This is a genomic window from Chryseobacterium artocarpi, from assembly GCF_001684975.1.
Classification (GTDB): Bacteria; Bacteroidota; Bacteroidia; order Flavobacteriales; family Weeksellaceae; genus Chryseobacterium; species Chryseobacterium artocarpi.
In genome coordinates this window covers 387,342-413,198 of the sequence record NZ_MAYH01000012.1, presented here as the reverse complement: position 1 = coordinate 413,198, position 25,857 = coordinate 387,342, and the positions used below count along the sequence as shown (strand labels likewise).

The following is a 25,857-nucleotide window of genomic DNA, read 5'->3' as shown; positions in this document are numbered from 1 at the left end:
TTTAATGCAATTAATTTGTGAAATTTGTGCTGACATTCGTGAAATTAGTGTTTTCTAAAACGCAAAGTTTAATTTCTAATAAAAAGCTTTTATTTCCTCTTAATCAAACTTAACTTCTTAAATTTCCTTAACGGTTTACAATTTGATGAAACAATTACTTATCGTTTATTAAGATTGCTTTTTTGATAAGCATCTATTTTTTTATAAGAATCATTTTTCTCTTTTTCTTTTTTATCAGAAATCAGGATTCCGAAAAGATGATCAATTTCGTGCTGAAAAATAACCGCTGTGAAACCTTCTACAATTTCTGAGTACTTCTGACCTTTTAAATCCACATATTCCAGTTGAATCACTTTGCTTCTGTAAAACTGATCTCTGAAATCAGGAATGGAAAGATCTCCTTCCGGACCAAGGTTCTGTACATCGGATCTCCATACAATCACCGGATTAATAAAGTATTCTAAAGGTGTTGCTTCTTTATCGAAACGTTGTACCCAAATTACTTTTCTATTGATTCCCACCTGTGGTGCTGCTATTCCTACTCCACCATCTGTGGAAAGAAGCGATTCTTTCATTCTTTTTACCAAAACTGCTGTATGAGGATCTACAGGATCTATTTCTGTGGAAAGGCTCAACAAGGTTTTATGTTGGTGATCATCTGTAGTTTGATAAATGGGTAAAGCAGTGTTTACATCACCTTGATTAATGATTGATAATTCACCAGAGGTAAGTTTTTGGGCATTAAATAAACCAACAACAAATATAAATAGAATGGATAATTTTTTCATATGGATTGAATGTAGTACAAAGGTAAAAATTGTGGAAGAAAGATGGGTAATTATGTTGTTTTTTAGGTTTTGGCTAAAGCCATTGACTTTTTTGAATATAAAAAGCGGGCTAAAGCCCGCTTCTATTGAATTTTATCCTATTTCTAGAATGTTCATTTTGTTGAATTTTATTCACCGCAAGATCAAACAGTTTGGTGAAATTCTTACGAAATGATAAAACTATGTTTAAATTTCTGTGAGAACAAAATCATTAAAAGGTTTTTGTCATATCTCCTGGAATAATCAGATTAAATTCTGTAGGAATATAATCTTTTGAAGGGACTTTCAGTTCTGGATCTTCTGATTCAAAAACAGAAATAACAGCCATTTTCAGATTCGGGTTTTTCTGTTTGATATACCAATAAGTTCCACCAAATTCTTTGCTGTGATAGTTTCCATTATAATGAATGAAAGTCTTTCCTTGTTGGATGTTTTTCAGAATAGATTCCGCCATTGTAGCATCTTTTGTTGCCTGCGCAGAAATAAAGTTCATCACTTTTGTTCCTTCAGCATGGTCTCCCATCATAGCTTTCATTTCAGTATATCCGGGAGTTTCCAGACTTACTTTGATTGGTAATTGAGCAATATATGTTTTCTCTTTTTCAGTTAATCTGTTTAGAGATTCCAACCCCTCTTTTGCTGTTTGGGATGCATATCTTCTGGGGATATTGGTTGCGATAAAGCTTAATTTTTTGTTTTTAGCAAAATCCACCAAAGGCTTATAATCGGTTGCATAATTATTCCATAAACGGGCTGAATCTTTCAATGTTTTTGCATCAAATTTCCCGCTCAAGTACTGGTTCAATTGAGCCTGATTGTCTCTTTCGAACATTTCTGCCCCAAGAATAAGCTGTCCGTTTTTCTTTTCATATAATGCTTCGGTAATTTTAAGCTGAAGCCAGTGATTGATTGAACTATTATGATTTTCTCCGAAAAAAACAACATCGTAATCAGCTAATTCCTTCACTAATTTATCAGTTTTTATTTCTTTTCCCTTTTTATCATAAAATTGATACGCTTTAAAGTCCTGACCACTTAAAGAACAAAAACCGGCAAGCAATATCGCGATGAAAATATTCTTCATTTTATATCTTACTATTTAATTTAATCACAAATTACATAAATATCTGGCATTAATAACCATTTCTCCTTTTTCCATAAAAAAGACCGCTTTGAATTTACAAACAAAACGGTCTTATTCAAATCATCTAATTATTAATTATCAAGTGTTGCCACAAGATCTTTCCATTCTTGAAGCTCAGGAATTCCCGGCTTTCTTTTTCCGAAGAACTGAACAATGAAGTCTCCTTCCTTGTTGAATACCTCAACCGCTGTAACTTCTCCGTCTTCTGTCGGCTTTTTAACGATCCAAGCTTCAGCGATTTTCGTTACATCCAAGTGAAGGTTGAAATCCGGATCCATTACATTGAACCATTGCTGGTGCCAAAGTGTTTTCTTTACATTTCCGGTGTGAATCTGAATAATCCCTCTGTTTCCAACGAAAACCATGATCGGCGTGTTCTTTTCAGAAGCATCTTCAAGGATATTAACCACTTTAGAATTATCAATTTTCTTGGTAAATCCTTCTGGTGCCAATCTTAAAGCCTGAGTTCTGCTTACTCCGAATTTTCTGGTCATCATAAAGAAATCGTGAGTATCTTTTAATTCAGTCCATGCTTTTTTGAATCCTTCTACATCTATTTCTGCATCTGGTTTTTCAGCCTGCTTAGGAGCTACTGCTTCAAAAGTGAATGTCTGATTCTGATCTTCTGCTTTGAATTTCTCAACGATTGCATTGAAAGCTTCGTCATTACTATTTTTTGTTAAATAGATCTTATGCAAAGCCAACCCGTCTTTACCGAAGAACTGAAGGCTTTTCTTATCTCCTTCCACTACTGCAAATGCAAATTTCCAATGGTTAAGGAAGATTCTAAGATCAATATCCTCCCCTACGAAAAGCTGTGCATGTGGGCTGCTGAAATCACCATTCTGATAGATTCCTTTTCTTTCATGAACACATTCATCATTACGGGTAAGAGCCATTACTTTTCCTAATTGCTCTGCCTCAGTAAGAATTTCTGGAAAATCAGGGTTCAAAACCACGACTTCCTCTCCTATGCTTGTTACTAATAATTCAGCTTCACTTACTCCTAATTGTGCGGCTGCATTTCTTATTCTTATGTGTGGATTTTCTGCTTTCAGAGCTTCCCATTTTTCCTTTAAATCATTAACTAATATGCTCATTATTTTATTTTTTTATGGTTAAAATTGTATAAATTCTTTGTATTGTTTCGTTTCCTGTTTTGCTTTTTATCTGTTCTTCTTTTTCAGAAGTTTTCATTCTTTTAAAATGGCTTTTGGAAACAATTTCTTCCATTTCATCATTGTTGTACAAGGTAAAATCATAGGCTGTAAACGGTAGTTTCTCCATGAAATCCCTTTGCCCGAAAGTAAGAACGAAAGTCCCGCTATCTTTTAAAACTCTATAGATTTCATTTAAAAATTCTACAGGGTTTTCCCAGAAGTAAACGGTATTTACGGTAAATATTTTATCAAAAGTCTCATCTTCAAATGGAAGCTTTTTCCCTTCATACAATACAAAATCTGCTTTATCTCTAAATTCTTCATTCAGTTTTCTGGCTTCATTGTGCATGGTTTCTGAGATATCGATTCCTGTGTATTTCAGACCTTGGGCAAGATTCAGGATATTCTTCACATGTCCTGCATTCCCATGTCCTATTTCAAGGATCTTTTCATCGTCTTCTATTAAAAGAGTTCTGATACTTTCTAACGTCATGCCGATGTTGGTGGCATTCATCATTTCACCGATTTCTATACCTTTTTCTCCCTGGGGATTGGCAAGATTTTGTGCAAGGATTCTTAGTTCTTCTTTTTCCATGGTTATCCAAAAATGATCATTGGGTTATTCGTAATAGGATGTCCGCAAATGGTACATGGAAAATTATATGCTTTACTTATCGTTTCGGCTGTAAATACCTCTTCCGGTGTTCCATAGGCGGATACTTTTCCTGATTTCATTAAGAGTATCTTATCTGCAAATTGAGCTGCAAGGTTCAGATCATGTAAAACAACAATCGCACTGTTGGCTTTTTGGGTGAAATTTTTAATAATCTCCAATGCTTTGTATTGATGTTTTACATCGAGATTATTTAAAGGTTCATCTAAAAACACAAGCTTATGAGTAATATTATTTTGTAGCTGAGCCATTACTCTTGACAGATGAACACGTTGCTTTTCTCCACCTGATAATGTATTGTAATCTCTGTCTTTCAGGTGAAAAACATCTGTTTCATACATCATATTATTCATGGCTTCAAAATCTTCTTTTCCCGGTTGTGCATCAAAATAAGGATACCTTCCCATCATCACTACGTCTTTTACCTGTAAAGGAATCTCATTGGAATTATGCTGCGAGAATTTGGATTTATGCTGAGACAATTCTTTTACATCCCAATCTGCAATAGGTTTATCTTTAAATAAAATATTAGTTTTTCCTTCTTTTACTTCATTGGCAAGAACACTTAAAAGACTGGACTTTCCTGCTCCGTTCGGACCAACGATTGCTAAAAACTCTCCATAGCCTAATGATACGTCTACACTGTCAAGAATTTTAAAATTCCTGTGAAGGTAATTGATCTGATGTGCTTTTATCATTAGAGTGATTTTTTAAATTTAATTAAAATAGCAATAAAAATCGGTCCTCCGATCAATGAGGTTAAAATACCAATCGGCAGTTCGGATGGTGCCACAATACTTCTGCTGATCGTATCTGCAATTAAGAGTAAAATGCTTCCTAAAATAGCAGACAATGGCAAAATAAAAACATAGTTCGACTTAAATAAAAGTCTTAAAATGTAAGGTACAATAAGCCCTACAAAACCTATCGTCCCCGAAAATGCCACACAGGTTCCTATCATCAGAGAAGTGATAATCACAATCTGCTTTTTAAGTCTTTCTACATTGATTCCTAAATGCTGTGCATCTCTTTCTCCTAGCATCATTGCATTCAAAGCTTTTCCCTTTGGTAATAAAACGATGTAAGAAATAATCATCACCACTACCAAAACAATATTCTTGGTCCAGGTTGCTGCTGCAAGGCTTCCCATATTCCAGAATGAAAGGTCTCTCAACTGTTCATCTTTTGAAATATAGATCAGGAATCCCGTAATTGAGAAACCTATGGAAGTAATTGCCACTCCGCTTAGCAGCATCATAACAACGTTTGTTTTTCCTGCGCTTGTAGAAATCCTGTACACCAGCATCATTGCAAGTAAAGCTCCAATAAAAGCTGAAATTCCTACTAATGAAAACTGTACGATTTCAGGAAGATATTGTTTAAAGTGTCCCCCTAAAACGATAGCAAATGCTGCTAAAAGTGTAGCTCCTGACGTTAAACCAATTGCTTCACCTGTTGCCAAAGGATTTTTAAACAAACCTTGTAGCGTAGTACCTGAAACAGCAAGCATGCTTCCAATCAGGATTGCCATGATAATTCTGGAGGTTCTTACATCCCAGATTACATATTGGTCACTTAACGATAAATTCGGATCACCTTGAATAAATTGGCTTAAGACAGTAAACGGCGAGACACCATTGAAATCATAAACGCCAATATAAAGTGCCACAACAGCCAGAATAACCAGCAATATGGCACTTATAGTAAGATAAAAGTATAGTTTACTTTGTGTTTTCAATTAAAAGTTTGTTTAATCCTACTGCTGCTTCTCCTAGTCTCGGTCCAAAACCTGAAACTAACCCTCCATCCATCGCGATGATCTTCTTATTTTTCCCGGCATTGGTTTGGGAAACACCCGGCATTTTAAGTGCGCCTTCGTTTCCGCCAGCTCCCTGTAATCCTGTCTCAAAGAAGAACAGTACATCTGGATTAGCTTTTACCACTGCTTCCGGAGTTAATGGTTTGAAGTCTTCAAAATCATTCACTGCATTTTCTCCTCCTGCAAGGTTGATCAATGAAGCCATCGGTGTATTTTTACCGGCAACCATAAGCATATTTCCTCTTGCGTAGATGAACAATACTTTCGGTTTTTTAGCAAGTGGCTGTACTTGTTTAAGGTCTGCGTCTATTTTATCGTTTAATTTCTGATAATCTGTATTTCCTACTGCTTTTGCAACGTCCTCGATTAACTTTTTAGTTCCTTCAACCGTGTATTCCTGCTTGAAAACTTCTGCTTTAATCCCTGAAGTTTTGATTTTTCCTAATAATTCAGGATTGATATCTTTATCTGAAGCAAGAATCAAAGTAGGACTTACAGCCATGATCGGCTCAATAGTCATTGATCTTACGTGTCCTAAATCTTTAGCGGTTGCTTTTAAGCTTTCAGGGTAAGTACTGGTAACGTCTGTTCCAACGATTTCTTTTTCGTGACCTAAAGCACTTACGATTTCAGTAACTCCACCGCTTAGGGAAACGATTTTATTGTTAGTTTTCGGAGCTTCAGAAGTTGCTTCCGTTGTATTTTCTTTTTTGGCACCTTCTTCTTTTTTGCAAGAGTACACTGCTACAAGAACAGAAGCTGCAAGGATAAATTTCTTCATGATATACTATTATTTGATTTATTATAATGGATCGAAGTCAAAGCTTGTGAAGCCACGTTCTCCTGCTTTACTTTTCATGGAACGGAATTTCACTTTAAAATAAAAGCCATTGGTATCTTTCAGAATAAAGAAACGGTCTGAGTATATAAACGGAACAGGGTTATCTGACGTTCCGGTAGTAGTTCTCCATTTATCTCCAATAGCTCTGTGATCATTGAAAACAAACTTACCTGGATCAACATCCTTTAATTTAAATGCGGCATATGCCTGTTCAAGATTTCCGGTAACATTTACCTGATACGCACCTACTCCTTCATGCGTATTAATGGTTACAAAATCTGCATAGAAGTAACTTCCGGCACTCGTTGTAGGTCCCATAAATACTTCATTGGTGAATGTTGTAAATCCAATATCCCAACTCTTTTTCTTAGGGTGGATCTTTGCAGGCATTCCTGTTTTAAGATTGAAAAAGGCAAAATTATATTCGGGATCTTTAGCAATGATATATTCTTCAATTTTGCTTCCGTCTTTTACATCAGCGTAACGGATTTTATATCCATTAGTAGCTCTCAGAATCTGAACTTTTTTCCATCCTATAATATCTCCGGACAAAGACACTGAACCTGGACCGATATTGGAAACAGCTGGAATTTCTCTTCCTAAATTAATCAGATAAATAGGATTGTCAGCATCGTTTTCTTTAATAGGGTCAATTCCTGTGGTCTGTGTCAAGAAATTACCGTTCGGGTTGTCAACATACTTCATGTTTTCAGGATCAAATGTTCCTACCTGAGCAATTTCCTTCAAATTGGTAATATCCGATTCTTTTACTTTACTGATATCTGTAGCATTAGGTATTTTGATTACCGTCATGGCAAGAGATCCGTTCATGATAACTCTGAAATCGTCACCGGTATAGAAACCAAGACTCCAGTCTGTTCGTTTATTAATCGTTTTTCTGGGTTCTTTCTCGTCTTTTACCATATCACTCAGGTCAATCCAAACCTGATTCGGTTCAGTAGCTCCTCCCACCGGAACATCCACCGAAGAACCGGCGATAGGTGGTGCCGGAACTTTATCCTCGTCAGCAGAAACACAAGATTGCGCAGCTAGCATTACGGAAAGGATAGAGAATATTTTTAAATACTTCATAGTAATTTATTATTTAAAATTGAAAGGTTAATCTGGCAAAGTAGCTTCTGCCATAGTATAAATTCACGATACCTGTAGGAGCAGTAGTAGCATGAGCATCTGCCTTCATAGCCGTAGAATTGATACTGGTAACATCAAAGATATTTTTCACTCCGGCTGAAAGTTCCAGATGATCTTTCCAGAATGGCTGACTTACAATGAAATCCATCATATGAAAACCGTCTGTTCTACCAAGCTTAAATCCATTTTGTTCATTTTCAAAAACATATAATCTTCCTGGTCCTGTATATTTATAGTAAAGAGCAAATGCAGTTCCCGGATTCCTCAGCTTATAGTTGGCTGCAGCTCCTGCCTGAAACTGGAACTGATAATCAGTAGGTGAAGTATGGTTCATTGAGTTCATTGATACCGAAGTTCCTCCCAAAGCACTTCTTAAGGAAAGTCCAAACTGATCTTTTTTGAAATCTACATTGGCAGAGAACAACATATTTCTGTATTTGTCCATATTCCTGAACTGATATGTAGAAGGCTCTTTTATCAGCATCATCTCTATTTTATCACGTACATCAAGGTATAAACCACTTACGCTATATGCGATCTTCCAATCATTACCCGTTACAAAACTCTGATCCCAGAATGCCCCTGTAGAGAAACCTTTCTCAGGTGTCAAATCAGGGTTTCCTTGAATGTCATGGTTAAGATTTACAAAAAATGTATAAAGCTCCTCATAAGTCGGAAAACGATTTGCTGTACCTGCAACAAGTCTTAAATTGGAATTTTCAGAGGTTTTATATCTTGCAGAAAGTGAATAATTAAACTGATTATTGAATTTTTCACTCACTGAAAGTCTGGCTCCGGGTCTTACTGAGAATTTATCGGAAATATTCCATTCTCCTGAAATAAAGTTCGAGTATGTAAAAAGTGTTCTGTTGATCGCTTTCTGGAAAAATTTTCCAGCAATCAAAGAAGCATAACCATCCGTATAGTCAAGTTCGTATCCTAGTTGAAAATCAAAAGTTTTACTATCAAGGAAATTACTGAACATCCCTCTTGAATAGAAGACATTTGTTTTGTAGTAAGATCGTTCTTCTTCTTTATCTAAAACAGATCTGTTGGGAATGTCATAATTATAATCATAAAACTTTCTATCCTGGTTCTGGTAAGAAAAATCTCCCATATACTGAATATGCCCCAGATTTGTCTGGATATTGAACTGATGAATCCATCTGCTCGTATTATATTCTCTATCATAACCTCTGTATAAAGCTCCGCCATTTCCGTCATTCAGAGGATCTATGTTTACTTCCGGATTATAGAAATTAAATTTCTCTTTAAGGTAAGAAAGCTTATAATAGAAAGAGGTTTTGTTTTTTGTATATCGAATTAATGCAGAAGCATCATATTGGTCTTTAGGATTCCATTCATATCCTCTTTTTAGATCAGTTTCAAAATATTTATACCCTTTTTTATCACCTTCATAGCCCATAAACTGATTATGGTTGAAGTTAATATTTGCAAACCAGTTATTATCAATATTATAATCTAAGTTTACATTCTGGATATGTCTTCCGTTTCCTTTTTTCTTAATGTCGTAGTTATTTCTTACCGTTTCTTCCTGAGAAGAAGCTCTTACACTGATCTTTTTTGAACTTCCTTTCTTGGTAATGATATTGATAACTCCGGCAAGTGCACCGTTTCCATATTCTACTCCCATGCTTCCCTTTACAATCTCGATTCTTTCGATGTTGTTCAGAGATAATTTGGTAAGATCTATATTACTTCCTAAACCTGTATCTCCTACAACGGGAATATTATCGATAAGGATTTTTACATAGCTGCCATCTAATCCCATCATATTCGCGGTAGAGTTTCCTGAACGTGTATCTGGAGTGATTTGAATGTTAAGACTTTGATTTAAAACATCAGCCACATTGGTAGCAGCCATGTTTTTGATCTGTTCAGCATCTATTACTTCAACCTTATATATGGATTTGTTGATGGATCGCTGCATGTATTGCCCCGTGATGACAACTTCTTCAATTTTCTTTTGATTAAGAGAATCCTTTTCTTGTGCATTCATCCAAAAAGCAATGGATAATGAAAGAATGGAAAGCACTTTCTTCTTCATAACGGTAAAAATTTCGACAAATATAAAACTTTTATTTAGAATCATTAAAAATAAATATATATTTTTGTATAATAATTCTAAATAAAGATTGAGCTATGAAATTAAAATTACTTTTAGGAACTTTGATGTTTACCGCTTTTACAGCTAAGGCTCAGGTGCCTGCAATCCACGAAAACTTTGATAACTTTACAATTGGAAATACTACTTTTCCACAGTTTGGCTGGTCTGCAATAACAGCTCCTATGGTAACGATTCCCGGACCACCACCTGTTCCGCCAAGAATGATTGTAGCAGGAACTACTAACAGAGCTGTTCAGTCCTACTCAGGGACTAATGCTACGGGGTCATCATATTTAATCTCTCCTCAGATACAGGCTCCTACAGGAGATAAGACCGTTACATTTAATGCAACTTTGGTAGATCCATCTCCTGGTACAGGAACTATTCAGGTAGGTCTTGCCTCTAACCCTACTGATATGGCTACATTTGTACCAGTAGGAGATCCAGCTACCGTAACCACTATCGGAGTTATTAAAAATATAAGTGTAAACATTCCGGCATCTTCATCATCTTACATTGTATTTAAATTTACACCTACTTCTGTTCATACTGCCATTCAGATTGATGACGTAGTGTATGATACAGCTGCTTCATTAGGAGTAAATGATAAGAAATTTTCAAAAGAAGAGGTTAAATTCGCTGTAAACTCGGATAATACTTCTCTGGAATTTGTTTCTAAGAAAGATCTTAAAAATATTAAAATCTATTCTTCAGCAGGTCAGAAAACAACGGAAGGAAAACCTAGCGGACAGATATTCAATATCAGTAATCTGAAAACTGGTGTTTATTTTATCATGATAGAAACTGCTGATGGGAAAACCATTCAATCAAAATTCATTAAGAAATAAGGTTTATTAGACTATTATTCACCTTTATAAAGCCGGAAGATGCATTTCTTTCGGCTTTTATTTTACTCTAAACTTCCCTACTAAGTTTTAAAACACGATAAAAATCATGTTTTTATTTAGAATGATTAAAAATAAATATATACTTTTGTGGAATCATTCTAAATAATGAATTAAAAAATAAGTTATGAAAACAAAACTATTATTGGCATCAATGTTTGCTCTTACTGTTCAACAAACAGCTTTAGCACAGACAGATGCATTAGGATACACACAGGCAAACTTATCGATGGGGAATGGATATCAGAATCGTGTATTCTTTAATTTTGCAGACGGAAATATAATTTCTCAACCTGCAAATACATGGGATGTTGCTTTCTACAGAAATTCTATTTATGCAGTTGGAACAAGAATCAATGATGCTAAAAATATTGAAGTATATACTGCTGCTACAAGCTTAGCTGAATGGGATAATATTAACATCAGCAATGAAGCTTCATGGGGTGAACCTCTTTATAATCCTGATCAAATTAATGATTGGAGCCAGGGAGCATTTGAACAGGGACCTATTACAGGACCTAATCCTAATACTCCTTCTACAGGATGGGGAGTTTACAACCCTGTTAATCACCACATTACCGGGAAAGCGATCTTTGTTTTAAAATACGCCTCAGGAGCTTATGTAAAGTTTGCTATTGAAGATGCTTATGGAGGCTATACATTTAAGTATTCTAAGTGGAACGGAACAGCATGGGGAGCTACGGAAACCAGAACGTTATCAAACGGAAGTGATGATGCTTTCTTCAATTATTTCTCATTTGATACAGGAGAAAAAGTTCCTAATATGGAGCCTTCAAAAAATTCATGGAACTTAATGTTTACCAGATATTTCACAGATTATCCTTATGTTGATCAGCAAGGGAATCCACAAACAATGAAATACAGAATGTCAGGTGTTATCCAGGGTCCTAATATTACGGTAGCTAAAGTAAGACCGGAAACCCAGGCAGCAGCAACAGGTAATATCCCTGCGACATTCTCAAGCAACATTACAACAATCGGGCACTCATGGAAGCCTACTTCGGGAGTATATTCTGATGCTGTTTATTATATCAAGCAAGGATCAGATTATTACAGAATGTATTTCGTTTCCAATGAAGGAACCCAAACAGGAAATATGTACTTCAAGTATAAAAAACTTACCGGATCTCTGGGAATCACTGAGGTAAGTAAAAAAGCTTCTTTCGGAATTTATCCGAACCCTACTACAGCTGATAAAAAAGTAACTGTTTTATTTGATGTTAAAGAAAAAGCAAGCAATAAAGGGAATGTAGAGGTATATGATCTTACCGGAAAAAAAGTACACTCCGCTGAATTAACAAATCAAACTGGATTCTACAGACAGGATATGAACCTTTCTCACCTTCCTTCAGGAAATTATATGGTAAAAATCACCTATGGCGGAAGTACAGAAACTAAAAAACTTATTGTAAAATAATATTTACTCTAAATACTTTCTATTTTTTCTAATAAAAGGCGGTCTTCAGAATACTGAAACCGCCTTTTTTATTTTAGTAGATCTTAAATCCTTTATATACTTCCACAGTGCTTTCCATCATCTTGGAAGCATCCTTACGGAAATCCAATAAATGATCCTGTCCGTTGTGTCTGTTATGGTGATCAACGCTTTCCCAAAGTTCAATCAAAAAAAAAGTGCCTTTATTATCTTTATCCTCGATAAGATCATATTGCAGACAACCTTCTTCTTTTCTCGTTTCCTTTACCAGGTTTTGAAAAAGCTCTACCGCTTCCATCAGATAGTTTTCATTAAACTTAAAAAGTGCAATGATATGTAAATTCATGTTCTAATATTTAGTGATGTAAAAGTAAAATATTTTCAAAACCAAATATATTTTTGATCTGTTTATTTTTCAATATGAACCTATATTTTTTAACTCAACACTGATTTATAAATAGTTATAGAACTCATTACAATCACCAGAATTCCAATTACCAGAAACATTTTTTTCACCGGAAGCTTTGCAGTAAGCATTGCTGAAAACGGAGCCGTAATAATTCCCCCGATCAGAAGCCCAAGAATGATATTCCAGTGCTGAATTCCTAAAGTAAAGAAGAAAGTAACTGCAGCTGTAATCGTCAGAATGAATTTTGCGACAGTAGAACTTCCGACAGCAAATCTTGGAGTAAAGGCATTTTTAATCAATGTTCCGGTAACTAATGGTCCCCAGCCTCCTCCTGCAAAAGAATCTATAAAACCTCCGATCACACCCAATCTTGTAAGATTCGTTTTTCTCTTCAACGCTTTGCTTTGTTTCTCTTTAAAAGCGTTAGAGAGAATCTGAAATCCAAGATATAAAGTATAAAAAGCAATAATTGTCTTAGTAATCTTAGCATAATATTCACCAAGATAGGTAAGACTGACAGCTCCGATAATAGCACCGATCACAGCCGGAACAGCAAGTTTCTTCACCAGACTTTTACTTACATTCTTAAGTTTAATATGACTTACACTTCCCGCCGCCGTTGTAAAGCTTTCCGCAGAATGAATACTTGCACTTACAATATGAGGCGGAATATTCAGGAACATAAGCGTTGTTGTACAGATCACACCATACCCCATTCCCATTGATCCTGCTACAATTTCAGCAAGAACTCCCACCAGCAGCATCCAATAAAATATATAATTGTCTTTCGCGAGAATATTCAACAGCTCATCTAAATATCCCAATTCATACATCGAAAAAAATGTAATCGACAGCAATGCGAGTGTAACAAAAAATACATTGAGCCTTATTTGAATCTTTCTTGTAATAACCATACTATAGAATTATCAATTGAACAATTTGGTTATCGCTTTTATATGTATTCAGAACAACAGAACGTCTCCATCTCTTCCCTACAGCAGCATGTTTTGCTATCAATGTATCTTCTTTTGAAATCATAGTCTAATCATTTGAAGTCTTACAAATATCCAATAAAAATATTATCCTACCAAAAAAGTAGACTAATAATTCAAAAAAAAGGACCGGGTCAGTCGACCAGATCCATTAAAGTTTTCTTCTCTAAAATATTCAGTGATGCATCCCGAACTTCAATGAGGACATCATGCAGCCCGCAGTGATCCTCGTTACAGTCGTCACATTTTTCATAAAAGTTAAGACTTACACATGGAAGCATTGCAATGGGACCGTTTACAAGTCTGATAATTTTTGCAAGTTTTACATTTTCAGGATTTTCTTTAAGAAAATATCCTCCACCCTTTCCTTTTTTACTATCCAGGATCTCTGCTTTTTTCAGTTCAAGCAGAATATTTTCCAAAAACTTTAAAGGTATCTTTTTATGTTCCGCAATTTCGGAAATAAGAACCGGACCTTCATTTCTTTTTTCTACAAGATATGAAAGTGCCTTAAACGCATATTGAGATTTTTTTGAAAGCATTACGGCAAAAATAAGAAAATTGTTTAATATGTTTAATGTAAAAGGTAAAATTGGAAATTTGCCGATGCATCCATCATCATTTTAACTTTTTTGCCCTGCTACAATTTTGCCTTTTTCCTATTAAATCATTATGTTTGCCCTATGTTCAGTAAACAAGAAGCGCAGCAATTAAAAAAGGAATTTTGGACAGCTTTTGGAAAATCATTCCCAAGAAAATGGATCCTGTACGATACCAAGGTAAAGGATATGGCATTTAAATTCTCTGCAGACAATAAAAAAGCAGAAGTTTCTCTAGACATCGAAATGAAAGATGAAGTTTTCCGTAATGCTTACTATGAAAAAATTTGGTCTCTGGAAGATATTTTAAAAGATTTTATCGGAGATTTTCAGAAGGAAGAGCACTTTACCCTTGAAAATGGCAAGGTAATCAGCCGGATTTGGGTTGAAAAACACAGTGTTTCAGTATTTAACAAAAATACATGGCAGGAAATTTTTGAATTCTTTGTGGACAAAATGGACGGTTTTGAAAGATTTTATTACGAATATGAGGATTTTATAAAGGACATATAAAATATTTACGAAATAAATACCGTTTTTCACTTTAGGCTAAGATAAAAAAGAAAGACTATCTTTGCTTCAACCACTTAAACTAATAGATGAAACTAAATAACATGATTAAAAATGAGAAAAGTGTACAAAAACATTTTTGGAGAAGTTATCTCCAAAAGCAGTGCTGTGAAATTAGATGAGTATCATCTGTATTATTATGAAAGTGATTCTGATATACTGAAAGAAATTGAGTTCATCAATGATGACAGTATATACAACATCAATTACTTCTTAAGTGAAGGCGATAACGAGGAAGAAGTTCTTAATTATCTGAAGGAAAAATCTGATTTCTTTGACATTGAAAAAAGAGAATCTGCTGATGGATTCATTATTTCTACCAATAAACTTTATTCATTATCTGTAGACGAGCAGCCTTTAGTATCCAAAACGGTTTTTAAGGCAGATGATCCTGAAAATTTCATATGCTCACAGGTAGTTGATAATGAAACCCAGGAACCACAACTTGAGAAAACCGTAAAATGCTGGTATACCATTGATGAAAACGGTGAAAAATATGCAGCAATAGAATGCAGTTATCAGGAAGATGGAAAACTGGAACTTGCTATTGATAAAACAGTAGATCCTGAAAATGAGCAAAATTGGGCTCATTATGAATATGAAACATTTCAGGAACTTCAGGAGCACTTCCCTGTAGATATCAGTTATTATAAAACAGCGGTATTGCTTCCCCAAGAAGCATATCAGGATCACGAGTCTTAACCGCTAAGATCAAACAAACCTAATTATTATATGGAAGAAAACTCAATCTTTTTCGCTGATGGAAATGATCCTGAAATGATCAATGCATTTAAGAAGGCACAGGAAACTTTTAAATATTTCTGGCGTGAGCAATCATGGGAATACAGAAGAATTATCCCGGGGCTTAATGTATCATGTGTGAAGGTGGCTTTTTCAGAAAAAAACGAAGCTGGAGAATTAGATGTTGAGCATATGTGGATCAATGATGTTTCTTTTGATGGTGATAGTATCAAAGGCTACCTGATCAACGAGCCCAATACGTTAAAAAACGTACAGGTTGGAGACTATGTTGAAATTCCTCTTACTGATATCAGTGACTGGCTTTTTGCAATTACACCGAGTGTTCAGAAGCCTAAGGGACTTTCTAAATTATTTTCATCATCATCAGAACCTCTTCCAAAAACATATGGTGGTTTTACCATCCAGAAAATGCGTTCAGATATGTCTTCTTCAGAAAGAAAAGATCATGATAATGCATGGCAGCTAGACTTTGGGGATTTTAATGATATTCAGATTGTTAACAAACAGACTGAAGAACCTGAAAACCTTGTTGAACACCCGATGAGTATCAACATGAAGGAAAAATTTCTTGAGTTTTTACAACAAAATCCTGATGAATTAAAGCATAGTGATGAAGATGGTCTTACATTGCTTCACAGAGAAACCATCGCAGGCAACTTAACAATTGTAGAGGTTGCCCTGAAAGCTGGAGCAGACAAAAGTATCCAGTCTAAAGCAGGTAAAACAGCATTAGATTATGCGAAACAACTGAACTGGGAACATATTATCCCTGTATTGGAAAGATAAATTAAGATTTTTCATCTTCTGTTTATTGACAGATATGGAAATCAACTATAAAAGACTGTTTCTATGAAGCAGTCTTTTTATTTTCTAACTTTATTGTGTAACAAAACACATCCAATAAGTGTCTTATTATTAAAAACATATGAAAAAGTATTTATTGTTTCTTGTAATCATTCCTTTGTCTATTTCTTGCCAAACCACTGGAAATATGGGTAATATTACTTATCAAAAAGTCAATGACTCTTTACGTGCAGAAATAAATACAATCTATCAACAGGGGCATTTCAATGGATTTTCGGTTTCTGTTGTGAATGATCAGACCACTCTTTATCAAGAAGGCTTTGGCTTTTCAGATATAAAAGAAAGAAAACCTTATTCTGAAAATACAATACAAAATATAGCTTCTGTATCAAAAACATTTGTAGGAATTGCTATTCTGAAAGCTCAGGAACTTGGAAAACTGAAGCTGGATGATCCTATCCAGAAATATTTACCATTTAAAGTATTTAACCCTCATTTTCCACAAACCAATATTACAATCCGTCAGCTTGCCACTCATACTTCGTCAATTCTTGACAATGAATTTTATTTATCTAAAAATTATTTTCTGAAACCTAATCAGGATTTAAAGGAAGCCAAGCTTAATTTTGATGATGAACAGGTATTCAATCCCTCAAATTCTATTATTACGATGAGTACTTTTTTGAAAAATGCTTTATCAGAAAACGGAAAATGGAATAAAGATAGTTTTTCGTCTCATCAGCCAGGGGCAATTTATGAATATTCTAATGTGGGAACCGCTTTAGCTGCATTTATTGTAGAACGCGCAACAGGACAGGAGTTTAGTGCTTTTACAAAGAAATATATTCTAAAGCCCTTACAGATGAATGATTCAGGCTGGAAGTTTGAAGACATTCAGCTTTCGAAATTCTCTAAACTTTACGAGAATCCCAATACTCTTCTTCCCTATTATCAATCAGCTACGTATCCCGACGGTGGCATGATCACCAGCATTAATGATTTGAGCAAATATTTAACTGAACTGATCAAAGGATATCATGGGAAAGGAACGATTTTATCACAAAAAAGCTATAAGGAATATTTTACTCCACAGCTTAAAGCATCCAATTTCATTGATCGAAATGACAAAAACCCATACAGCGAATCTTATAATTCAGGAATATTCATTGGATTTGGTTATACAGGCTATATAGGTCATACCGGCGGAGATCCAGGGGTAATGTCTATGATGTTTTTTGATACTAAAAATAACCTGGGACGAATTATGATCTTCAATACTAATTTCTCTGATAAAAAAGGGAATGATGCTTTTTACGGAATATGGAATGTGTTGGAAAAGTATCAAATGAAACTGGATCATAAAAAGAATTAACTGATATCAATAAAAAAGAGAAGCAAATTGCTTCTCTTTTATTTTTTTAACCAAATTTCTTCTTTCTCAACCAGAAGAATAGCCCGCCGATTAAACCAATAATAACCAATGGAAGTAATAGATTCAGCCATTGCCAATTTGTTCTTTCTTCTTCTATTCTACGTCTGTCAAGAAGTCTTTCTTCGATGTTTCTGTTTCTTAATTCCATCAGATTACTGTCATCCAATAGATAATCTAATGCATTTCTAAGGAATTGCTCGTTTCCGAACTGCTCGTTTGTCAGCATATCAACTCCCAGCGGAAGTGGTTTCCCTTTGATTACTTTGTTTCTTCCAACATCTCCGTCAGCAATTACGATCATTTTATTTTCAGGGCTGGATGCTTTAAATCCGGGATAAGATTTTCTTTCAATCCTTGAAGCATATGCAGAATTGAATTTTCCTTCCAGTGCTACGGCAAAGATCTTCGGTGTACTTGGCTTTTCCATTTGTCCAAGGCTGTCTACACTTGCTATTTCTTTAAGGTCAACATAGTTGGGAACCTGCTTCAATAATGTTCTTTCACTGGATTCAAAAAGAACTTTTGTTTTGATATTCTTTCTTCCTCCTAATGTATCAATGGATGTCGGGAATTCAAATTTTACAGGATTGATATTTTTTGTAATCGGATTATTATCTTCAGCAATCCCAAGTGGGTAATAAGGCCAAGGAAGGCTTGTAAACTGCGGATTACCACTCACCTCTCCTGTTACCAGCTTCAATAAGGCAAATTTCTTTACATCTTTTACCAAAGCAGTATTGATTCTCAAACCGTAATTGAAGAAAAAGTCTGTCATATTAACATCAATCGGGAAAGGCATTACCTTTTTAGATCTCGTCAGTGTATCCATTTCAGCATTTACGGCATCAATCATCCAAAGAGTTTTCCCGCCATTCATGATATATTGATCAAGGATCACTTTTTCATTATCCGTGAAAGCTTTTCTTGGTTTTGCAATCACCAACGCACTCATTTGTTTTAATAAAGGAAGGTCTTCAAGAGTAAGCTCCGTTTGATTTTTAGGAATAACAGGACCTGCATCGTAGTTTTCCATTGCCAGCTGTACAAAACCTTGAAATTCATCTGGGCTCAATTCATCCTGATTTACAAGAATTCCAACTTTCTTTCTTTTATCTGCCGCAATATTTTTAATATTTGAAACCAAACTGTACTCCAATCCTTCAATGGATCTTGTAAGCTGCTGGTCAGCGTCAATACCAGACTGTTGTACAATTAACGGAATAGAAACTCCTGCTTTGTCATATTTGATAACCGCATATGGGAAAATGGTAATCTGAGTAAACTTTCCATCTTTAGAATCCGGAAGGTATGAAGGTTGCATTCCCATCGCAGCCAGACTATCATTAGACATTTTGGACTTTAGCGGATCGATAAATTTAAAATCAATCTTTGGGTTCACTTTTCGGAATTCTTCCAACATAAACTTTGTTTCTCCCTGAAGCTGTTTAAAGCTTGCCGGAAAGTCTCCTTCAAGGTAAACTTCTACGGTTAAAGGTTTTTTAACAGATTCCAATACTTTAATAGTACTGTCTGAAAGGGTATATCTTTTTTCCTTTGTTAAATCTAATCTAATCCCTGAATAGGTAAGAATAATGACTAAAGGAATAATAGCAAATAAGAAAATCCCAAGTGGAGATTTAGCATTGATCTTCTTCATAATTCTACTTCTTTTTGTTAATAAAATGATTAGACAATACTAATGAAGCCCCGATTACTAGAATAAAGTAAGCAACATCTTTTACATCTACAAGACCTCTTGTAAAGCCAAGGAAATGCTGGTAGAAGCCTATATTCTGAAGGATAAAATCTGCACCTCCCAACAATTTATAGCTTGCCAGCTGCTCGATTCCGAAATACATGATAAAGCACATGAAAACACCCAACAGATAAGCCATAATCTGGTTTTGAGATAATGAAGAGGCTAAAATTCCAACTCCTGAAAATGCTGCGATTAAAATAATCAGCCCGATATAACTTCCGAAGGTCATTCCCAGATCAATATTTCCAGCCGGAACTCCTAAAACATATACGGTATAAAGATAAATGAGTGATGGAATAAGGCATAAAACACCTACAATCCATACTGAAAGGAATTTTCCTGCTATCAATTCTGAAACTTTTAACGGCTGTGAAAAAAGCCAGTTCAATGTTCCCGTTTGTTGTTCTTCAGCAAAAGTTTTCATGGAAAGAGCCGGAATGATAAACATCAACAGCCATGGAACCAATACAAAATAGCTTTGCAGCGATGCTGCCCCGATCTCAAAAATATTAGAATCGTTGTCGAAAAAGAACAGGAAAAGAGTTCCTATTAAACTGAAAGCGGCAATAATCACCCATGCGCTCCAGTTTCCAAAGTAACTCCAAAGTTCTTTCTTTAAAATTGCAATCATAGTTTTTTAGTAAGATGTATAAAGAGATTTATCGGCTCTTTTACAATTATTTCTTTTTTTTATTCTTATTAACAAGTTTTACAGTCATCATGATCAGAAATACAAGAACGAAAAATCCTGAAATTAATTGCCACCAGTATTCAATTGCCATAGATTTCAATATCACGGTAAAGACTACCAGAAATAAAATGAAAGTAGCAATCTCGTTCGCTTGTCTCAGTTTAATGTTTGCCGTTTCTAAGGTATTTCCATTTAAAGCCTTTAAATGAAGTACTTTTTTCCAGCACCAGTAATGATAAATAGCAAGCCCGATCAGGAAAGTCAGTTTTAGATGAAACCATGGCATTTTTAATAATGCAGGAGTAATGCAGATCATTACCAGCCCGCAAACTGCCATGATAACACCGGCAGGAACCGTGATAATATTCCACAGCCTTCTCGCCATGAATGTATATTGTTCCCTCAAAATTTTCTTCTTTTCTTCCGAAAATTCGTCGGTATCTTTATAGTACACGAAAATTCTTACGAGATAAAAAATCCCCGCAAAATAACTAACCATAAAAATAATGTGCAGCGCTTTGATGATGGTATACAGCATCCTAAAAATTTGTTTGCAAAGATAGCTTATTTCGGAAAAAAAGAGAATTTAATCTAAAATCTTTAGCTTCGAATAATAAAGTTTAAGGATTTTTTAGAATTTGAAAATGAATTTCATGTCAACATTAAAATTGAAACGTAGATTAGAGCCCTGCTGATTTAAATGATAATCAAAAGGAAGACCATCTCTGGGAGCATCTTCTTCTTCCCTTCCTATCATATTATTGTAAGAAATATTCCTTTGTCTGATACCAAAGCCTATTTTAGGCATAAAGCCAAACCATGAAGACTCTTTATGAAGCAAAATACTGTAGTTAATATTTAATCCATATTTAGTTCTTTTATAATCTGCTGAACTAAAAGAATAGTAAACATCATTTTCATCATAATATTTTCCTGAAATTTCTTTTCCTATTTGATTTAAATAGAAAACTTCTGCTGATACAAAATGTTTTAATCTTGATTGTGGAGCCAGGCTGTAAAAAACTTCTGGTTTTATCTCAAAAATTCTGTTTTTCCCTTCAAAATGGTCAATACTTACGGGAGTTATTTTACTGGTTCCATATGCCAATTCGGTTCCCACCCACCATCTTTCATTTATTTTCCGCATATAGCCTATATTATAGCGTTGGTCACGAAAAGGAGCAAAAGCACTTATGGTAATTATTGATTTATAATCATTAGATTGAGCATTAATTATTTCAAAAAAACTAAAAAAGATAGAAATAAGTAAATATTTTTTCACAAAACGGTTATTAGAATGAATGTTTCAAATATATTATATTATCATCTATTCAGCAATAACATTTTTAACTGAATTCATTTAACAGTTAAAAAATACTAACTACAACTTTACTATTGACATTTTTTTTAATATACTTAAAGAGAGATGTAAAACCTGGTCTGTTCTTTCTCTATGATGACTAATATGATAATGAATACTTTTCATAAAAAAAACAGGATTTCTGTACTATCAGAAACCCTGTTTTTATTTTATAAATGTTGATTTTTTATCTTAAGAAATAACCCCTAATTCTTTTCCTACTTTTTCAAAAGCAGCAATTGCTTTATCCAAATGCTCTTTTGTATGAGCTGCAGATAACTGAACTCTGATTCTCGCTTTCCCTTTTGGTACTACAGGATAGAAGAAGCCAATCACATAGATTCCTTCGTCCATTAGTTTTTCAGCCATTTTCTGAGAAAGTGGAGCATCGTAAAGCATTACAGGAACGATAGCAGCATCACCGTCAGGAATATCAAAACCTTTAGCCTTCATTTCCGTTCTGAAATAGTCTGCATTTTCCATTACTTTATCACGTAATGTAGTATCGTCAGAAATCATATCCAACACTTTCAACGCAGCACCTACAATTCCAGGAGCTAGTGAATTGGAGAATAAGTAAGGACGAGAACGTTGTCTCAGCATATCGATGATTTCTTTTTTACCGGAAGTAAAACCTCCTAAAGCACCACCAAGAGCCTTTCCTAAAGTAGAGGTAATAATATCTACTCTACCCATTACCTCATTAGCTTCGTGAGTTCCACGACCTGTTTTTCCGATGAAACCTGTTGCGTGAGAATCATCCACCATTACCAATGCATCATATTTATCCGCAAGGTCACAAACCCCTTTAAGATCAGCAACGATACCATCCATAGAGAAAACTCCGTCAGTTACGATAATTTTGAAACGGTGATTTTTTTCTGAAGCAGCAATTAACTGTGCTTCAAGATCAGCCATATCATTGTTTTTGTAACGGTATCTTGCTGCTTTACAAAGACGAACACCATCAATGATAGAAGCATGGTTCAATTCATCTGAAATAATAGCATCCTCATCAGTGAATAACGGTTCAAAAACACCTCCATTCGCATCAAAAGCAGCTGCGTAAAGGATAGTATCTTCAAGACCTAAGAATTCAGCAATTTTCTTCTCTAAATCTTTATGAATATCCTGTGTTCCGCAGATAAAACGTACAGAAGACATTCCGTAACCATGTGACTGGATCATGTCCTGAGAAGCTTTCATTACCTCCGGATGGTTTGATAATCCAAGGTAATTGTTAGCACAGAAGTTCAAAAGCTTTTTTCCGTTCGCTTCTATTTCAGCACTCTGTTGAGATGTGATGATTCTTTCTCTTTTGTAAAGTCCGTCGTTCTCAATATTTTGAAGTTCGTTCTGTAAATGTTGAAGGTATTTTTCAGAAATCATTTTTAGTAATTTTTTAGATGTGCTAATTTACTAAAAAGGCAGTAAAATAAAACCTTTTATAAGCTTAATTCTAAAATTTCAGTTTTTAACATAATTAGTCCACTAATTTAGTAGGATAATATTTATATTTGTTTAAAATTTCAGAGTATGAAACTGATTCCGGTACAGAAAACAAATAAGATCAATTCGAGAAGATTCCTAAATGAACACATGAAGCCACGCATTCCTATTATTCTTGAGGATTTTGTGGATTCTGAAAGCCCAGCCTTTAAAAAATGGAACTTTGAATATTTCAAGGAAATTGCGGGAGACCAAAAAGTGAATATTTATGGCAATGAAATTGATTCTCTGAACAGAGTTGCAAGCCAGCCTATTGCACAAAGTACATTTTCAGAATATCTGGACCTTATAGATTCTACTCCTACGGAACACCGCCTTTTTTTATTTAATTTACTGACTATCAAACCTGAATTAAAAGATGATCTTATCTATAACGATGTCACCAACGGGAAAATATTGAAATGGCTGCCTTTTATGTTTTTCGGTGGAGAAGGTTCAGCTACAAGAAACCATATTGATATTGACATGTCCCATGTTTTCATTACTCAGTTTCATGGAATTAAAAAGATCTGGCTTTTTCCATGGGAACAATCTGATCTGATGTATAAATTACCTTATAATTTCCACAGCTTACCTAATATAAAAGACCCGGATTACAGAGCCTACCCTGCTCTTCTTTATTTACAAGGATATGAAGCTGTTCTTCATCCCGGTGAAACGTTATACATCCCGTCCGGATGGTGGCATTATATTCAATATGAAACCGGAGGATATTCTGTTTCTGTACAGGCACTCCCTTCAAGTCTTCTTGAGAAATGGCGAGGTTTTAAAAATCTGGTGGTAACAAGAAATTTTGACAACCTTATGAGAAATCTATTTAAAGAGAAATGGTTTAATTATAAGATAAAAAAAGCCAGGGAACGCGGAGCAAAAGCGGCAAAAAAACAAAGAAGCTTTCAAATCTGAAAGCTTCTTTTAATTATTTAATGTTTAATAAACTTAATATTTTTTTCCTTCACTGTGAAGACATATGTTCCGGGAATCAATTCTGCTATTCCTATTGCTTTTCCTGGCTGATAAACAGATGTTCTTATTAACCGTCCGTCTACTCCATGAATGGAATACTCTGTAGCTTTATCAATCCCTTTAAGGTAAAGTTCATTCTTTGCAGGATTTGGATATAAGCCAAAATGATCTTTATCTACCGAAGAAACACTCAATGTATTATCCTGAACTACCGTAGAGTTTTTATGTAAAATCTGATAGTCATAATTAAACTGAATGCTTGAAACCGGAAAAGGAACTGTTTCTGAAAAGTATTGGTTGTTTGAAGTATTATTAAGTGCAAAATACGCAGTTTGTCCGCCAGTTCCGTTTACTTTAATAGGCAAAGGCATTTCAAAAAAACTTACAGAGGGCATACTTTGGGTTTGAGAAACATTAAAAACCAGTTGATTTCCTGCTTGTTTCCATTTGATGTTGTAGGTAGGATATCCTTCACCATACAGCCAATCATTAAAAAATTCTGTAAAATCTATTCCCGTAGACTGTAACAAAGAAGCATTAAAATCAGATGTTCTAACATAATTATAAGCCAATTCCGGTTTTCCAAGATAGTCTTTAAGTGCCTGATAAAAAGCATCATCACCAAGTTTCCATTTGATCATTCTCAATATATAACCTCCTTTAGCATAAGTCAGTCTGCTGTCGAAAATTCTATAGATATTGTTAAGACCAGAATCAGGAACATATGTCGTACCTCCTACGCTGCTTGTAATCATACTGATCTGCCCGGAAAGGTAATTCATGAATTCGGCATTGGTCATAAGCAGTTTTTCATTGGCTACATGTTCTCCAAGGGTTGCAAATCCTTCATTCAGCCAGATGTCATTCCATGCTCCACAAGTTACTTTATCTCCGAACCACTGATGTGCCAGCTCATGAGCGATAAGACTTTTTGCAAAACCTCCCATTGATGACATAGTCTGGTGTTCCATTCCGCCTCCATTCAGGTATTCCATGTGTCCGTATTTTTCATCCCGGAAAGGATATGGACCGAAATAGTTCTCGAAGACATTCATTATTTGTTTTGTCTGATCGATATTGGACATTTTCACCGGGTCAGCAGCTGTTGACGGATAAACATAATTAACAAACGGGAACGGCGGATTTCCAATCACATCATTGATCTTTGTATAAGTAGTAATACCCAATGCAATAAGGTAAGCAGGTGTAGGATACATTGTTCTCCAGAAAGTAAGCTTCTTTCCTGTAGCCGGAGTAATGATCTCTGACATCAATTTACCATTTGCTGCGACATTATATTGTGATGGAGTTGTAATTTTAAAATCAAATCTTTCAATTTTATCATTTAAACTTTGTTTGGTTGGGAACCAGTCCTGAGCTCCATATGGTTCATTTAAGGTTGAAAGTACAGGTGTGCTCACTCCTGGTCCCTGCGTTCCTGTTTTTACTGTACCATTTACAGGATCAGGAGTTCCGGAATAATGAATAGTAAGTGAATCTAGGGTATTAGCAGGAATAGAAGCTGGAAAATCTATTTTAATTTCTTTGGTAGAAAGCTGCTGAAAAGGGATACTATTTCCATGATATTGTACTTGTGAAACCGTCAATACATTCGTAAGGTCAAAGTAAATACTGCCCATGTTCTGATTAGGCTTAAAATGAGAAGTTACAGAACCTGAAATATTATTGAATGCAGGATCTAAACTTACATCCATTCTTTGATAGCGCAGATCATAATTCAGGGTATTGGGGTTCACGCTTCCAATTCCCATTCTATTGGCAAAGGACTTCATTTCCTTTTCTCTCAGCCCTTTCATTTCTATATTGTGATCCGTCTTTTGACCATAAAAGTGATGAGCAATCAATATGCTCAACATTAATAAGTAAACTTTTTTCATA

Annotated in this window: 25 protein-coding genes; 7 read left to right on the top strand and 18 right to left on the bottom strand. The window is 35.0% G+C overall.

Annotation, left to right across the window (positions count from 1 at the left end; all coding sequences use genetic code 11):
• Window positions 1-158: 158 nt before the first annotated feature.
• The 9 genes from BBI01_RS06340 to BBI01_RS06295 all read right to left on the bottom strand — a co-directional run bounded on the left by BBI01_RS06340 (window position 159) and on the right by BBI01_RS06295 (window position 9,684).
• Window positions 159-788 (bottom strand): peptide deformylase, encoded by a 630-nt coding sequence (locus BBI01_RS06340; RefSeq protein WP_065393830.1) that lies wholly within the window; start codon window positions 786-788, stop codon window positions 159-161.
• A gap of 250 nt (window positions 789-1,038) precedes the next feature.
• Window positions 1,039-1,911, bottom strand: a complete 873-nt coding sequence (locus BBI01_RS06330; protein WP_065393828.1) for a ChaN family lipoprotein — start codon at window positions 1,909-1,911, stop codon at window positions 1,039-1,041.
• A gap of 131 nt (window positions 1,912-2,042) precedes the next feature.
• On the bottom strand, window positions 2,043-3,071 hold the full coding sequence (locus BBI01_RS06325) for a hemin-degrading factor (RefSeq protein WP_065393827.1): 1,029 nt from the start codon (window positions 3,069-3,071) through the stop codon (window positions 2,043-2,045).
• Window positions 3,072-3,075: 4 nt separating this feature from the next.
• Window positions 3,076-3,726 (bottom strand): class I SAM-dependent methyltransferase, encoded by a 651-nt coding sequence (locus tag BBI01_RS06320; protein ID WP_065393826.1) that lies wholly within the window; start codon window positions 3,724-3,726, stop codon window positions 3,076-3,078.
• Between the two features lie 2 nt (window positions 3,727-3,728).
• Window positions 3,729-4,502 carry a heme ABC transporter ATP-binding protein gene (locus BBI01_RS06315; protein WP_065393825.1) on the bottom strand — a complete coding sequence of 258 codons (774 nt, stop codon included), beginning with the start codon at window positions 4,500-4,502 and terminating at the stop codon, window positions 3,729-3,731.
• Window positions 4,502-5,542, bottom strand: coding sequence for a FecCD family ABC transporter permease (locus tag BBI01_RS06310; RefSeq protein ID WP_065393824.1), 1,041 nt, complete (start codon window positions 5,540-5,542; stop codon window positions 4,502-4,504). The genes BBI01_RS06315 and BBI01_RS06310 overlap by 1 nt, the downstream gene beginning before the upstream one ends.
• Window positions 5,526-6,404, bottom strand: a complete 879-nt coding sequence (locus BBI01_RS06305) for a heme/hemin ABC transporter substrate-binding protein (protein WP_065393823.1) — start codon at window positions 6,402-6,404, stop codon at window positions 5,526-5,528. Before BBI01_RS06305 ends, BBI01_RS06310 begins: the two co-directional genes overlap by 17 nt.
• A gap of 21 nt (window positions 6,405-6,425) precedes the next feature.
• On the bottom strand, window positions 6,426-7,556 hold the full coding sequence (locus BBI01_RS06300; protein ID WP_065393822.1) for an HmuY family protein: 1,131 nt from the start codon (window positions 7,554-7,556) through the stop codon (window positions 6,426-6,428).
• Window positions 7,557-7,569: 13 nt separating this feature from the next.
• Window positions 7,570-9,684, bottom strand: coding sequence for a TonB-dependent receptor plug domain-containing protein (locus BBI01_RS06295; protein WP_065393821.1), 2,115 nt, complete (start codon window positions 9,682-9,684; stop codon window positions 7,570-7,572).
• A gap of 95 nt (window positions 9,685-9,779) precedes the next feature.
• On the opposite strand from BBI01_RS06295, the gene BBI01_RS06290 reads away from it, so the two are divergent.
• Together BBI01_RS06290 and BBI01_RS06285 are read left to right on the top strand one after the other, a co-directional pair.
• A complete protein-coding gene (locus BBI01_RS06290; RefSeq protein ID WP_065393820.1) occupies window positions 9,780-10,592 on the top strand; it encodes a T9SS type A sorting domain-containing protein in 813 nt (270 codons plus the stop codon).
• A gap of 184 nt (window positions 10,593-10,776) precedes the next feature.
• A complete protein-coding gene (locus tag BBI01_RS06285) occupies window positions 10,777-12,087 on the top strand; it encodes a T9SS type A sorting domain-containing protein (protein WP_065393819.1) in 1,311 nt (436 codons plus the stop codon).
• Window positions 12,088-12,160: 73 nt separating this feature from the next.
• Here the strand turns inward: BBI01_RS06285 and BBI01_RS06280 are convergent, their stop codons facing one another.
• The 3 genes from BBI01_RS06280 to BBI01_RS06270 form a co-directional block, all read right to left on the bottom strand.
• Window positions 12,161-12,451 (bottom strand): putative quinol monooxygenase, encoded by a 291-nt coding sequence (locus BBI01_RS06280; protein WP_065393818.1) that lies wholly within the window; start codon window positions 12,449-12,451, stop codon window positions 12,161-12,163.
• An 89-nt stretch (window positions 12,452-12,540) separates the two neighbouring features.
• Window positions 12,541-13,428 carry a sulfite exporter TauE/SafE family protein gene (locus BBI01_RS06275; RefSeq protein ID WP_065393817.1) on the bottom strand — a complete coding sequence of 296 codons (888 nt, stop codon included), beginning with the start codon at window positions 13,426-13,428 and terminating at the stop codon, window positions 12,541-12,543.
• Window positions 13,429-13,640: 212 nt separating this feature from the next.
• Complete coding sequence (locus BBI01_RS06270) at window positions 13,641-14,048, bottom strand: RrF2 family transcriptional regulator (RefSeq protein WP_065393816.1); 408 nt, start codon at window positions 14,046-14,048, stop codon at window positions 13,641-13,643.
• 141 nt (window positions 14,049-14,189) lie between these two features.
• Between BBI01_RS06270 and BBI01_RS06265 the strand changes: the two genes are divergently transcribed.
• From BBI01_RS06265 to BBI01_RS06250, 4 genes are all read left to right on the top strand, one after another.
• Complete coding sequence (locus BBI01_RS06265; RefSeq protein ID WP_065393815.1) at window positions 14,190-14,618, top strand: DUF4268 domain-containing protein; 429 nt, start codon at window positions 14,190-14,192, stop codon at window positions 14,616-14,618.
• 111 nt (window positions 14,619-14,729) lie between these two features.
• Entirely contained in the window at window positions 14,730-15,377 is a 648-nt protein-coding gene (locus BBI01_RS06260) for a hypothetical protein (RefSeq protein ID WP_065393814.1), read from the top strand.
• Window positions 15,378-15,407: 30 nt separating this feature from the next.
• Window positions 15,408-16,223 (top strand): DUF2314 domain-containing protein, encoded by an 816-nt coding sequence (locus tag BBI01_RS06255; RefSeq protein WP_065393813.1) that lies wholly within the window; start codon window positions 15,408-15,410, stop codon window positions 16,221-16,223.
• Window positions 16,224-16,362: 139 nt separating this feature from the next.
• Window positions 16,363-17,613 carry a serine hydrolase domain-containing protein gene (locus BBI01_RS06250; RefSeq protein WP_065393812.1) on the top strand — a complete coding sequence of 417 codons (1,251 nt, stop codon included), beginning with the start codon at window positions 16,363-16,365 and terminating at the stop codon, window positions 17,611-17,613.
• Between the two features lie 46 nt (window positions 17,614-17,659).
• Here the strand turns inward: BBI01_RS06250 and gldG are convergent, their stop codons facing one another.
• The 5 genes from gldG to kbl form a co-directional block, all read right to left on the bottom strand.
• Window positions 17,660-19,330 (bottom strand): gliding motility-associated ABC transporter substrate-binding protein GldG, encoded by a 1,671-nt coding sequence (gene gldG, locus BBI01_RS06245; protein WP_065393811.1) that lies wholly within the window; start codon window positions 19,328-19,330, stop codon window positions 17,660-17,662.
• Window positions 19,331-19,334: 4 nt separating this feature from the next.
• Complete coding sequence (locus tag BBI01_RS06240; RefSeq protein ID WP_065393810.1) at window positions 19,335-20,063, bottom strand: ABC transporter permease; 729 nt, start codon at window positions 20,061-20,063, stop codon at window positions 19,335-19,337.
• A gap of 46 nt (window positions 20,064-20,109) precedes the next feature.
• A complete protein-coding gene (locus BBI01_RS06235) occupies window positions 20,110-20,661 on the bottom strand; it encodes a CopD family protein (protein WP_065393809.1) in 552 nt (183 codons plus the stop codon).
• Between the two features lie 93 nt (window positions 20,662-20,754).
• Window positions 20,755-21,270 carry a hypothetical protein gene (locus tag BBI01_RS06230; RefSeq protein ID WP_065393808.1) on the bottom strand — a complete coding sequence of 172 codons (516 nt, stop codon included), beginning with the start codon at window positions 21,268-21,270 and terminating at the stop codon, window positions 20,755-20,757.
• Window positions 21,271-21,675: 405 nt separating this feature from the next.
• Window positions 21,676-22,872, bottom strand: a complete 1,197-nt coding sequence (gene kbl, locus BBI01_RS06225; protein ID WP_065393807.1) for a glycine C-acetyltransferase — start codon at window positions 22,870-22,872, stop codon at window positions 21,676-21,678.
• A gap of 147 nt (window positions 22,873-23,019) precedes the next feature.
• Here kbl and BBI01_RS06220 point away from each other — a divergent pair, with 147 nt between their 5' ends.
• Window positions 23,020-23,898: a cupin-like domain-containing protein gene (locus BBI01_RS06220; RefSeq protein ID WP_065393806.1), complete on the top strand. Its 879-nt coding sequence runs from the start codon at window positions 23,020-23,022 to the stop codon at window positions 23,896-23,898.
• Window positions 23,899-23,915: 17 nt separating this feature from the next.
• Here BBI01_RS06220 and BBI01_RS06215 read toward each other — a convergent pair whose 3' ends face one another.
• Complete coding sequence (locus BBI01_RS06215; protein WP_065393805.1) at window positions 23,916-25,856, bottom strand: M1 family metallopeptidase; 1,941 nt, start codon at window positions 25,854-25,856, stop codon at window positions 23,916-23,918.
• Between the last annotated feature and the right edge of the window lies 1 nt (window position 25,857).